Consider the following 13095-nt stretch of genomic DNA (forward strand, 5'->3'; position numbering starts at 1 on the left):
GTGGGCTTTTACTACTACTCTGCGAAGTGCCAAGCCGGCCCATTGCCTCGCATAGGGAAATATTGCGCTTTATTCTTCTCAAGCGCACACCAAACAGGGACCAAGCCCAGACCAAACCCGGACCAAGCCCGGGTATATCCGAATACTTGGCGTGTTTCATCCGATTTTGTGGCGTGTTTAGTCAGTGTCTTATCTGCATATGACCTTGACAACAATTCTGGACACAATTTGCCAGAAATCGTGGAATTGAGTCTCCGGGCCCAGAGAGTTTTCCTGGCCCGAAGCGGAGATGCGATGTATCAACTCCAATAGCTATGCGATCTGATTTTTTTCGGCTATGACCAGTTCCTGGAAATGGCAATCAATTAAAATGCGATGGAATTATGCACTTTTAATAATATCGCCTACTTTTCGTGTATCCTTTAAATTAACCTACATGTACAAGTTGTTTGTAACCCTCGCTATGGCTATCGGCCTTTCGTCTATGACTAATGCTCAAAACCTCTTGGAGGCGGTAGAGGCGAAAGATTATGTAAAAACTGAGCAGCTCCTGAAGGAGGGTGCAAAAGTTAACAAGGCCAACAAAGACGGTCAATTTGCCTTGTGGAAAGCCGTATGGAATGATGATGAAAAAATGGTAGAATTGCTGTTGAAGAATAATGCAGACGCCAAACAACTGTTCAAGGGAAAAGATGGCAGCTTCAGTTGTTTATCCATCGCTTCGCAGGAAGGTTTCTTGAATATTGCCAAACTCCTGGTGGATGCTGGTGCAGATCCCAATGAAAAAAACTTTCGTGGCCATTCTCCCTTACGCATTGCTGCCCGGAATGGAAGAACGGAATTGGTTAAATACTTTGTCTCCAAAGGCGCTGAAGCAGATACCAGAGGCGATGATGGCGCAACACCACTGGAGCATGCCGCGGGCAAAGGACATTTGGACATTGTAACGATCCTGGTGGAACATGGTGCAAATGTCAACAACCAGGATAATGATAAAGATTTCCCGCTCGGCGAAGCAGCGAGAAGCGGTTATATTGACATTGTCAATTATCTCCTTTCCAAAGGCGCTGATATCAGTTTGAGGAACAAAGAAGGGCAATCGGCCCTGGACCTTGCGCGCATCTCAGGGCAGGCAAAAGTGGAAGAGTTATTGAAACAGAAAGCTAAAGGTTAAAGCGGTTTAAAATGGCGAGCGATACGATTCTGATAATACCCGAAAAAACAGATATTGAATTTGACGAAGTGTTATCGATATGGACTGCTAATGGGGGCCGTGTAAAACGGTTGGGCAAATACTGGATCAAAGACGAAGAACTTACAGCCAGTAAGCTGGTTATTTACGGAAACCAGACATTCGCGTTGGTCCTGGCACAGATATACAACCTGGATCTTATTTCTCCGGATGATGCGTTGATCACACGACTTGATAAACGATGGACAAAAAGAGACATCACGCTAACCCAAATAGGAAAGATCGATGGGGCAATATTGCCTGCTTTTATTAAACCCGTCATCCCGAAATTATTTGTTGCAGGTAGCTTTAGTGACCTCAATGCATTTAATGACGCAACTAAGGGATTGCAAACCACAGAAGAAGTAATGGTTTCCAACATCATTACTGATATTACTGCTGAAGCAAGAAGTTACGTTAAAAGCGGCGTGGTGATGGACATTGCTTTGTATGAAGGGACGGCAGATACTGAGGAAGCGAGATTATTTTTGGAAGACTTCCTTACAGATAATCACCATCAGTTGCCTGCGGTAGTGGTAGTCGACCTCGCTTATAGCAGTTCCCTGGGTTGGTTTGTGCTCGAGTTCAATGCCTGCTGGGGTGCAGGCCTCAACCACTGTAAGGCAGAGAAAGTCATCGATTGCATGAAGGAAGCAACCATCAATAAATAGACTCGATAATTCCCTGATCGATTAAGCAAAATATAATGGGCAGCCAACCGGCAGCCCATTATCAATAAGTTCAATAAGGATCTGTCTTTAAACAATAACCGCAGAGACGTAGAATGCGCCCACATGCGACGGAATCGTCCGGGCGGGATAAAGCTTACACATTATTATTCCAATAGTTTTTCCACGTCCCTGCGGTGATTCAATTATTTGAGATTGTACTTCTTTAATTGTTTCAATTCCTGTGCCGCTGCCGGCCTCACATGTACAGCTGCACCCCCACCCGGCGCCAGCTTCAGCTTCAAGTTACTATTTCCATCCACTAAAAACGTCTCAATCTTATAAGATTCCGGATTTGTTTTCCAATCTGCCCCCGGTCCGTCACCATAGATCACCGCCACGTAAACCTGCCCTTTTTCCAGAAAAGAGAGCGGCACGGTGGCCGTACGGCTATTCTCGTCGGTAATAGCCCCTATAAACCAGTTGGCCTTTCCTTTCTCCTTACGCGCAATCGTGACATAATCGCCGGGCTCGGCTTCGATGATCCTGGTATCGTCCCAATCTACCGCCACGTCTTTGATAAACTGAAAGGCATCGGGTTTGGCGCTGTAGTTCTCCGGCAGATCGGCCGCCATTTGCAGTGGACTATAGATCGTTACGTACAACGCCAGTTGCTTGGCCAGGGTCGTGTGCATCTGCCGGTCGGGCGCATAGGAGGCATAGCCCTTCATCTTAAATATACCCGGCGTGTAATCCATAGGGCCTCCCATCAGGCGCGTAAATGGCAGGATGGTTTCATGTTCGGGCGGACTGCCTACACTAAAAGCGTTGTACTCATTACCCCGGCCTGCCTCACTCGCCATCCAGTTGGGCCAGGTACGATGTTGGCCGGTAGGCCGCATAGGCTCATGCACATCGATCGTTACCTGGTGCCCGGCGGCCTTCCTGGCCACCCGTTCGTAATGATTCACCATCCACTGACCGTCGTGGTGCTCACCGCGGGGAATGATCTTTCCCACATATCCGGTCTTTACCGAGGGATAGCCAAACTGGTTCATGAAACGGTAGGCTGTATCGAGCTGCCGCTCATAATCCGTCGCTGATCCCGACGTCTCATTGTGCATGATCATGGTTACCCCTTTGGAAGCCGCATAACGGGTTATCTCCCGTACATCAAAATCGGGATATGGGGTTGTGAAGGAGAATACGTTTTCTTTCCAGTTGCCAAACCAATCTTCCCATCCCTTGTTCCATCCTTCTACTAAGACACCTCCGATACCATGTTGTGCTGCAAAGTCGATATATCTTTTTACGTTGGCCGTATTGGCGCCATGGGTTCCGTTGGGGATCAAATTGCCGCGGGCATCCATACTGTCAGGAAAATTGGAGTAATTCCAGGTTGCTTTGCCAGTCTGCATTTCCCACCAAACGCCTACAAACTTCATCGGTTTGATCCACGAAGTATTGGTTAAGCTTGTGGGTTCGTTCAGGTTCAGGATCATTTTTGATGCCAGAAGGTCGGCCGCCTTATTGCTCACAATGACTGTGCGCCAGGGCGTTTGGGCCGGCGCATGCAGGTAGGCCTTGTTTCCAAAGGCGTCGGGCACCAGGCTCGAAGTGAGCGTATAACCTGCCCGGTCTACATGCAATTGCATGGCCGGATAGTTGGATAGCGCTGCTTCGTGAATATTAATGTACAGCCCCTCGGTACTCTTCATCATCAAAGGTGTTTGTACCGCGTAGGGATCGGGAGCCGTCCGCACGGCAATATCCGTAGACGTTTTCACCATATCTGTATTGTCTATCTCGCTCAACTTCGAGGTCGTATACAGGTATTCATTGGTATCATAATCGCCGGGGATCCAGAACGTCTTATGATCGCCGGTAAGTCGAAACTGGGTCAACTCATCGGTGACGACGAAATACTTGAGGTTGGGCTGCAGCGGAAACTCATAACGGAATCCCACCCCTTCCTCAAATACCCTGAACACGATATTGAGCAAACGGCCCGGCGCCTTACGCTGGCGCAGCGATACCGTTAACTCTTCAAATTGATCCCGGATCGACTTCACTTCCCCCCACACAGGTTGCCAACTATCGTTGACAGACCGGCTGGAAGTTTTGAGCACTTCAAAGTCTTTATAAAATGTACTATCATCGGCCAATGCAAATCCCAAACGCGAGGGTGCTACTACTGTACGCTGGTCGTATTGCACATTGTATTGCGGCGTACCCGCTGCATCGAGGGTAAAGCTAAGCTTTACCTTGTTCATCGTTACTTCTACAGGGTTGGCGGACTGCGCATTTACCCGCGGCACCAGCGCTGCCACGAACAAACCGCATAGGATCGTCTTCAAAAACTTCATGTATCTGTATTTAACTGTTTTCATCGTTATTCCACGGCGGCCGCCGTGGATGGATCGCCTGTTATAGATCGTCGGTATTGTTCTGTTTCTGTACTCCAGGAGTAGGTGAGCCTGTCTGTACGTAAGGGTTTATCAGTAACCTGCTCCGGCGCCACAAAGCGCTTCACCAGCCTGCCACTTCTTTCTATGGTTACCTGTACCCTCCCTTTTTGCAAAGGCACCCGCGTTATGGAAAACCCGGCCGGCACTTTACGCATCGTTCCGTTGATCTTCAGTTGCGCCCCGCTCTGCAACATCGTCACCACTTCTATAGAATCTTCTTCTTTCCGGGCCAACGCATCTTCCTGGAAGCTCTCCAGCGGTATATTAAAGGGTTGAGGCTTTACATCATGACGGTATTTCTTGTAAAAGGCGATGGCTACATCATTGCCGGCAAAAGGAGAAGGCTCTTTCTTCCAAACACTCTTATAGTGTTTCAGCAGTAATGAAAATCCATCATTGTGGTTTTCTTCGGGCGCCAGGTGATGGCCTTCGGGGTAGTCGTTCCAGGTAATGACGTTGATCACCGATACATCCTGCTCAATGGCAAACTCCAGCATCTTGCGGAAGGTCCAAGACAGGCCGGTAACGATATACTTCCTTTCTACTTTACCGAGACCAGCTGCCACCGCATCCTTTGCATAATGGAACATATCCCAGGTTCCACGCTTCAGTAGTTTGGAGGTATAGAAATCCGAAAAGGCCGATCCCATAAAGGTGCGGTTACGCTTTTTACAGGCAGCTGCCACCTGCCGGCCGGGGTAATCTTTTGTATAAGACAGGGTCCACATCCACACAGCCGGGAAATAATCGAGGTACTGACCGATCCTTTCGGCACTCATCCGCTCGTTAATCGATAATACGCAGGCCAGACGTTCGCCGGTTGCTTCGGCCAGCCGCTTAAAGGCCCTTGCCTGGTAATATGCCTCGGGCAGTCCCTGACGGTCGGCGGGAATATCGGCCAGTTGCTCGCCATACCACATGTACATAACGAGCCGGCCATCGGGCGTGCGCATCCAATGCGGATTGTTACGGCCAACTGTATTCAGTATCCCATTAATTCGACCGGAGAATTCGGCTATCTTGGCGGCCTCTGTAGAGCCGCTGGGGTGCGAGAGGCAGAGCGCGAATTTGAAATCTAATTGCTGCCGATCAGCTACTCGGAAATAGGCTTTAATAATTTCGTCCCAATCGGGCGCTCCCAGTACGTAGTAAAACTGGAAGCCGTCTATCCCGCTGGCCAAAGCAGCGCGCATCTCAAACTCTACCGCTTCGTCGAGTGTTTTGTTCCTGAGCAGGGAATCGGCTATTACTTTAACCTGCGTAAGGCCTCCGAGCGGAGCAGTAAGATTTCCTTTGGGTGCATAGTAATCGGGATCGCAGCTGTCTTCGAATTTATGTCCTTTGTAACGGATGATATTTGTCATGCAGTGCGCCATGACCAGTTTTTTGTGGCTGATGGGCAGGCTTAGTTCGGGCAGGTTCCTCAGGCTGTCCTGCGCTATAAGATGGATGGATGTCAGGAGCAACATCCATCCCATGAAAAATCCCCGGAAAAGACTTTGTTTCTTCCTCATATGGCTGTCGTAATGAAAGGTCTTACAGAACTCATCCGAAGTGCCTGCCGGCCGATGTGGGCATCTGCCGCAGGTACACTCCGGATCGTTCCAGATGATTATTCTTAATAGCCAGGATTTTGCTTGCCGGCCATTTTAGGATTCGAGTTCAACTCTGTAATGGGGATGGGCCATGCATAGGCTTTGTCCATCCATTTAAACGGCGTGCCGTTCAAGGCGCGGGCTGTAACATAAAAGGCAGCTTCCGAGGCCCCAATATGCCAGCGGCACATATCGAACCACCACTGCCCTTCATTGAAGAACTCGGCCCAGCGCTCGTAGTAGAGCGGGTTATTGCCCAATACCGGATCGTTGGCTTTCTTTGCCATCGTTACATCGGTAAGGCTGGCGTAATCGATAGCTGATGCGGTATTGACGGGCAGGCTATAGGCACGTCTTTTTACTTTATTGATATATTCCAACGCTGTTCCCGCTTCGCTCGAATTGGCGCAGGCTTCCGCATACAACAGGTACACATCGGCCAGGCGCAGGATATAGATATTGGCTGCATCGGCCGGGCCTACGTTATCCATATGGTTGAAAATAGGTGCATACTTGCGGAAGCTCCATCCGTATTGCTGGTTCAAACTGGCATCGCCCATGATATAGGAAGGGCGTGCAACAGGATACCAGTTCACACCATCGCGCTTAACCGAATCGAGCCAGGGTTGCAGGGTACTTACATATAAGCGTGGATCGGCAGTTTTATCGGTACGCACAGCAAGGGCTTTTGCCTTGTATGCCGGATCCATGATCTGCTTAGGGTTCTTGTAGCTGGGGTCTTTGCTGTTGTCGAATGCTGGGTTGTTGACCAGTGTATACGTTCCTTCAGCATAGCCGAAGCGCAATACGTTCTTGTCGTGCAATCCTATGTTACCACCATACCCAAGCGGCAGTGAGGCGCCCTCTGTACCATCGAGGCCCAGAGCATAAGGAGGGATGATCAATCCATTGATCGATGTGGCATTGGCCGCTCCGCTGTACACACCATAGCCGCCTTTGGAATCCTGGTCGATATTGAGTTCGAACAGCGACTCCTCATTGAATTCATTGGCACTGATGCCGATGAACGCGTCGCGATACTTTGCATAAGGCATGAGCGATTTACCGCTGTTGTCGATCACCTCTTTCAGTACGGTCTTGGCTTTGGCCCAGTCTTTACGGAATACATAAGATTTACCCAGCAATCCCTTGGCCGACCACTCGGAGGCACGGCCAACATCGTTGCCCGTCCAAACCTTCCCTTTGAGCAGGGTGGCGGCTGTTTGCAGATCGCTTTCGATCAGTGCCCAGACCGTGTTCTTGTGTGCGCGTGGCTGTTGGGTGGCTTCGAAGCCGGCAGGTAAACCGGCGAATACCGGTACACCCAAGGTGTCGGCAGCAGAGGGGTTGGGCACGTGGTCCTCTCCGTACAGGTTCTCCAACTGGAAATAATAGTACGCACGGAGCACGTAGGCCTGGCCGCGGATATAATTGATCTTCGCTTTATCGGCCTCTTTGGCATAGTTCTTCTCGAAGAAATCGGCGCCAGCCAATGCTACGTTACAGTTCTTTACCCCTGCATAGAGCGCCTGCCACACACCGGCTACAAATCCATTGGCCGGTTGCATATTGCTCACGTCGATGAAGCCCAGCCAATCGGGATCGGAGTGGGCCGAACTGCCCGCATGCGTGGCATTGGCCATCATCTTGGTGAGGTAATTGAAGCCAAACAGGTGTTGATCGCGCAGGTTGGAATAACAGGGCGCCAATACACTTTCCAGATCGGCTATGCTGGCGGGATAGTTGCCGGTGGAATACTGATCCTTCGGGCCTACCAGTTCCGGGTCTTTCTTACAGCTAACCAGTATTACGGCAGCCGCAATGAATATGGTGAATATCTTGTTGTACATGTTGCTAAGTTTTGGGATCATTAAAATGTAAGATCAAAGCCGAGTGAGAAGATCCTGTTTTGCGGATATTGTGGTACCGCGTCTACGCCCCTGGTGGTTACCCCAACGGTGGTACCTACAAAACCTGCTGCCGACTGGATGGAGTAGCTACTGGCGATCTCCGGATCTTTACCACTGTATTTGGTGATCACAAACAGGTTATTGGCCATGCCGAATACGCGGGCACTTTGGATACCTACCTTACGCAGTATATCGTTGGTGAATGAATATCCTATCTGCAGGTTCTTCAGTTTGAGGTAGCTGCCATTCTCCACGAAATAGCTGTTTACCGAGGTGTAATTACCATTGGGATCAAGCGTTCCATCGGGAGCCGTAACCCGAGGCTGATCGGTGAGCCCGTTGGCGCCGAAGAAGGAAGCATTGAAGATCTTCGTGGTGGTGTTGCCATCCGAGAAACGGAATTGCTCATAGGCTTTCACGCCATTGAAAAGGTCAACACCTGCCACTCCATTGAAGAGCATGGCTACATCGACACCTTTCCAGCCGAGACGAATGTTGGCGCCATAAACCAGTTTGGGGTTGGGGTTTCCGAGTACCTGGCGATCGGCGGCTGTGATCTTACCGTCTTTATCGAGGTCTTCGAAGTGTAGGTCGCCGGCATGGGCGGTATTGCCATTCACTTTCTGACTGGCAGCATCTGCATCCGTTTTAAAGATACCCAGCACTTTGTAGCCATAGAATGAGCCAAAAGGCATATTGGCTTTGGTGATGGTGAGGGGCGCCGTACCCATCAGGTTGTAACCACTCTGGTCGAGGTTATTGAAATAGTTGCGGCCATCGTACAAGGCGTCGTTGGTGATGCCGTTGAGGTCAAGTACCTTGTTCCTGTTGAAGCCTGCACTTACACTTACATCGTAGCTAAAATCGCCTTTCTTGTCTTTATAGCCCAGCAACAGGTCCACACCCTTGCTGCTCACCTGTCCGATGTTCACGAAATACGGGGAAATATAACCGGAGCTGTTGGGCAGGGGCAGCGCATACAACATGTCTTTTGTTTTCTTATTGTACCACTCTGCGGTGAAGTACAGTTTGCCATCGAGCAACTCTCCATCAACACCCACGTTGGTTTCATACACTGTTTCCCAGTGCAGATCGGGGTTGGGTATGGCATTGATCGAGTTGGCGATCACCAATGGTGAGCCGGGGGCAAAGTTTTGTCCGCCGTTGGCAATACCACTCGTGCCCTGAAACTGTGCATAGGAAGCCAGGTAATAATAAGGGGGAATATTGCTGTTGCCCAAGGTACCGTAGCTCCCGCGCACCTTCAGCACATCGATGAAGGGTACACTTTGTTTAAAAAACGCTTCATCGCTGATGTTCCAGCCACCGGATACGGCGCCAAAAGTTCCGCGTTGCATATTGGGCCCAAACACGGTGAAGTTGGCATCCTCACGCAAAGAGCCGGAGATATAGTAACGGCCATCGTAGTTATAGTTCACCCGGCCGAAGAAGGATTTCACCAATCCGTTGGGGTCGTTCTTACCAACTGTGCTGATCGCCGAATTGGATGTTTGCACAAAAGAGAAACCGGGAAGCCCTACTGCACTCATCGTGGTGCTTAGGTTGTTCCATTTGGAAACGATCTGTTCAAAGCCTCCCACTGCATTGATATTGTGGTTACCAAAGGACTGGTCGTAAGTAAGCAGGTAGTTGGTGAGCAACTGGCTGCTGCGGATGCTCATTTTGGTGAGCGAGTTGGTCGTGGGCGTGCCGGGACCAAAGTTGGGATTGTCCTGGAAGTAGTCCTGCGACTCATCATAGTAGTTGTAACCGATATTCGTGCGGAAGGTAAGGTGGAAAGGCAGCTTTACTTCTGCATACACATTACCCTGGATATTATTCTTAAAGTTCTGGATCTCGGCAGAGTTAACTACACCAAAAGGGTTGGGGCCACCGAAATTGATACCATAGCCGGGAGGCACAATGCCGATCCTGCCATCTTTTTCATATAGGGGAATGATGGGCAGCGAACGGAAGGGAGCGATCTTCAATTGCGACTCTACCTGGCCCAGGGGTGATGTTTTCCTCCTGGATACAGCCAGCTGCTCGCCGATCTTCAGGAACTTACCCAGTTTATAATCGGTATTGATGCGGGCGCCACCGATATTGGAAAAATTCTTGATATAAATACCTTCCTGCTTGTTGTAGAAGCCGGAGAAGAGGTAATTCATAACGGGTGAGGAACCCGATACAGAGAGATTATAGTTTTGCTCGGAGCCATCGCGGTACAGCACATCCGTCCAATCGGTATCGGCGAGTGTATCGGTTTGTGTGGCATTTTTAAAATAGTTTGGATGGAGGATATTTTCCAGCTTGATGTAATCGGCCTTGTTGAGCAGGGTGATCACTTTGGGCTTGGTGACGCCGAAGCGTGCATTGAAATTGATGGTGGGTTTGGCGCCGCTCCCCTTTTTGGTGGTAATGACGATTACCCCACCTGCTGCTGCCGAACCGTAGATAGCTGTAGCACTCGCATCTTTCAGGATGTCGATGGTGGCAATATCCTGTACGTTGATGTTATCGCCGGGTACGCGGATACCGTCTACGATGTAGAGTGGCCCTGGCTGGTGCAACGATGAAAGGCCGCGGATGATGATTGTAGGTTGCGCATCGGGCTGGCCCGTGTTCTTGATCACCTCCACACCAGCTGCCCTACCCTGCAGGGCTTCGGTTACATTGGTAACCGGAAGGTTCTTGATCTGCGTTCCGGAAACAGAAGATACGGAGCCGGTAACGTCTTTACGGCGCTGAGTACCGTAACCCACCACAACAACCGCATCGATTGACTTTACAGAGGGCTGCAAGGCCAGCGACACTATTGCCTTGTTTTCTATGCTGACTTCGGTTGGCTGATAGCCCACATATGATACCACGAGGGCGGTGGCTTTGGCAGGAACAGAGATCCGGAAGCCGCCCAACACATCGGTGCTTACGCCGGTTTTGGCCCCTTTCACCGACACCGAGGCGCCGGAGAGGGGATTATTCTTTTCGTCGGTAATGGTGCCGGTAATGGTTTTATCCTGTGCCCGGACAACCTGGAGGGTCAACAAGAAAAGCAAGCAGCACGCGAGTTGCTTAAGCAATCGTTTTGTTTGCATGGCAGTTGGTTAATAGTTTGGGATAAAAAAGTTTGGGAAACAGCAGGATGATAATGTACCTGCCCAACAAATCTGAGGCTGGCCAATAGCCGGCAGTCGGCCGGTTGCCGTGGTGGAAACAGTGGATCATACACAAGCGAATTATGGATTTACATCGTCAGATTTTCTAAAGCCAGACATGGTTCCGGCAATTCAGGATATCAAAGAAACAGGTGAGTGAAAGCGGTTCCAACTTATATAGGTAAAGTATAAGAAATATTGGTCGAAATAAGGTTTTAGGTTATCATTACAGATTGTCTATCAGACAAATACATTAATATTGCACAATTTACTATATAATAAACTTGAGGGTGTTTTTGGCCTGATATCCGGCCTTAGTGATGACATGGGGTGACCATTTCTGGTAGTTTCCGCGCTGTGCGCCGTGAGGTCCGTTATGGTTATCGGGAAGTAACAGCCGATCCGGGTCAGATACTTTTGATGTCCATGATGCGGTGTTCAAATTCGTCGTTGGGAACGATCGATTTGTTCTTGATCTTGGTTTTGTACGTGTTGATGGTGTTAACAGAATATTCGAGGATGCGGGCGATCTTTTCACTGTCGTGGAGCCCCATGCGGATGAGTGCAAATATGCGGAGATCGGTATTGAGCAGTTCGTTCTCTTTTAATTGGATCTGGTTTTCCGGAGCAAACAGCGTATTAAATTCTTCTATAAAGTGAGGAAACAATTTGAGGAAGATGCGGTCGAAGTTGCCGAGTAGCTCCTCCTTCTCTTTCTTTATATTAATGGTGTTGGCCAGCAGGCGTATTTCTTCCAGTTTGCGGTCGGCCACTTTAACCTCGAGGTTCTTTTTGAACTTTTCCATTTTAGCATAGAACTCGGAGTTACCATTAAAAAAGTATCCTATATATTCATCCTTGAACTTATTGGCCTCTAAGAGCTTGTTATTGATCTCCTGCTGTTTGATATTGGCTTCGGTGATGATCTGCTGGGCCACCTTGAGCTTCCGCAATTGACGGAATATGATAATTATTAATACAACCAGCGCGATCACGAGCAGGGTGACAATCGCTGCATAGGTGATCAGCGTACGTTTCTCACTCTCCACGCGGTTCACCTTTTCGGCCTCAATCAGCGGCAGTATCGCGCTTACCTGGATCTTTCGCTGGCGGGCGCCATACGAGAAAGCATCGTTCAATGCTTTTTCAATATAAGTGGAGGCGCTTTGCAGGTCGCCTTGTTTGAATAAAAGAGAGGCCAGGTTAAAAATAGCAGCGGTTTCTTTGGTGGAGGATTTGATATCTGCAATCGCCGCCTGGATGAGGAGCCGGATGGCGGTATCGGTTTGTCCGCTCTGTATATAATTATCACTGAGCGTAGAGGCGGTGAGCGCCAGTTCGTGATGCGTAAGTGCCGTATCGCTCATCAACTTCTGGAAATAGATGGCGGCATCTTCCCGCCTGCCGTTGCGGATGTTCTTAAGCCCACTATAGTAATTATAGTTGAACGATTGTGCCGGAAAGTATTGAAGGGCCGAATCGAGGTATTGGGTTCCCCTGGCATTGTAACCGGGCGTATGGTACTGATCATTGTCATAGTCGGCCAGGTCATAGTAATACCGGGCCATCAGGCAATGGTATTCGGCTTTCAAACTATCGGGAAACAGCGGAAGCCGGATGTTTTGCAGCGAATCGTAAGCTTCTTTAAACATACCGGAAGAAAGGAGGATAAATCCCATCTTCATCCTTGCCAGGTCGTTCCGCACGGGGTCTTGCAGGGCAGCTGCTGTTTGCTGCAATTTGCGCGCATAATTATAAGCGGAATCGTAATTGAATATTTTGTATTCCTCATACAGCTGCTGGTACATGGAGAACCGGGCAGTAAGATCGACGGCTGGAAGCCGATCGGTAAGTTGCTTTAATTGCTGAATGCCCTGTACTTTGGCCTGGTCGTAACCTGCTGAAGTTTCTATGGCATTGTTCAGGGCGGTGAGCAGGCTGTCTGTTTTCTTTTGCCCCCGGGCAGCACTATTGATTACAAGCAGTACAATACAAACGATCCTAAACTTCATAAATGCCAATAAGGTTACGGGTAAACTTCGGGTATTTTTCTGAAACAACGATA

Annotated in this window: 7 protein-coding genes; 2 read left to right on the forward strand and 5 right to left on the reverse strand. The window is 49.4% G+C overall.

Translation table 11 applies throughout. The annotated features are described in order from the left end of the window. The first annotated feature begins 436 nt into the window (after positions 1 to 436). Together P2H89_RS31085 and P2H89_RS31090 are read left to right on the forward strand one after the other, a co-directional pair. A complete protein-coding gene (locus P2H89_RS31085; RefSeq protein ID WP_275834601.1) occupies positions 437 to 1174 on the forward strand; it encodes an ankyrin repeat domain-containing protein in 738 nt (245 codons plus the stop codon). Positions 1175 to 1185: 11 nt separating this feature from the next. Further along, positions 1186 to 1902 (forward strand): ATP-grasp domain-containing protein, encoded by a 717-nt coding sequence (locus P2H89_RS31090; RefSeq protein WP_275834603.1) that lies wholly within the window; start codon positions 1186 to 1188, stop codon positions 1900 to 1902. Positions 1903 to 2105: 203 nt separating this feature from the next. Here P2H89_RS31090 and P2H89_RS31095 read toward each other — a convergent pair whose 3' ends face one another. The 5 genes from P2H89_RS31095 to P2H89_RS31115 form a co-directional block, all read right to left on the reverse strand. Then, positions 2106 to 4265, reverse strand: coding sequence for a glycoside hydrolase family 97 protein (locus tag P2H89_RS31095; RefSeq protein WP_275834605.1), 2160 nt, complete (start codon positions 4263 to 4265; stop codon positions 2106 to 2108). A gap of 26 nt (positions 4266 to 4291) precedes the next feature. After that, on the reverse strand, positions 4292 to 5881 hold the full coding sequence (locus P2H89_RS31100; RefSeq protein ID WP_275834607.1) for an endo-1,3-alpha-glucanase family glycosylhydrolase: 1590 nt from the start codon (positions 5879 to 5881) through the stop codon (positions 4292 to 4294). A gap of 104 nt (positions 5882 to 5985) precedes the next feature. After that, positions 5986 to 7812: a RagB/SusD family nutrient uptake outer membrane protein gene (locus P2H89_RS31105; protein WP_275834609.1), complete on the reverse strand. Its 1827-nt coding sequence runs from the start codon at positions 7810 to 7812 to the stop codon at positions 5986 to 5988. A 20-nt stretch (positions 7813 to 7832) separates the two neighbouring features. Next, a complete protein-coding gene (locus P2H89_RS31110; RefSeq protein ID WP_275834611.1) occupies positions 7833 to 10970 on the reverse strand; it encodes a TonB-dependent receptor in 3138 nt (1045 codons plus the stop codon). A gap of 467 nt (positions 10971 to 11437) precedes the next feature. Further along, positions 11438 to 13042, reverse strand: a complete 1605-nt coding sequence (locus P2H89_RS31115) for a DUF6377 domain-containing protein (RefSeq protein ID WP_275834613.1) — start codon at positions 13040 to 13042, stop codon at positions 11438 to 11440. Positions 13043 to 13095: the final 53 nt, after the last annotated feature.

This window comes from Paraflavitalea sp. CAU 1676 (assembly GCF_029223285.1).
Taxonomy (GTDB): domain Bacteria; phylum Bacteroidota; class Bacteroidia; order Chitinophagales; family Chitinophagaceae; genus Paraflavitalea.

Bases quoted from the DNA above. Each gene is read 5' to 3' on its own strand.
- P2H89_RS31110 (WP_275834611.1), bottom strand. From the start codon at position 10,970: ATGCAAACAAAACGATTGCTTAAGCAACTCGCGTGCTGCTTGCTTTTC.
- P2H89_RS31100 (WP_275834607.1), bottom strand. From the start codon at position 5,881: ATGAGGAAGAAACAAAGTCTTTTCCGGGGATTTTTCATGGGATGGATG.
- P2H89_RS31095 (WP_275834605.1), bottom strand. From the start codon at position 4,265: ATGAAGTTTTTGAAGACGATCCTATGCGGTTTGTTCGTGGCAGCGCTG.
- P2H89_RS31105 (WP_275834609.1), bottom strand. From the start codon at position 7,812: ATGTACAACAAGATATTCACCATATTCATTGCGGCTGCCGTAATACTG.
- P2H89_RS31090 (WP_275834603.1), top strand. From the start codon at position 1,186: ATGGCGAGCGATACGATTCTGATAATACCCGAAAAAACAGATATTGAA.
- P2H89_RS31115 (WP_275834613.1), bottom strand. From the start codon at position 13,042: ATGAAGTTTAGGATCGTTTGTATTGTACTGCTTGTAATCAATAGTGCT.
- P2H89_RS31085 (WP_275834601.1), top strand. From the start codon at position 437: ATGTACAAGTTGTTTGTAACCCTCGCTATGGCTATCGGCCTTTCGTCT.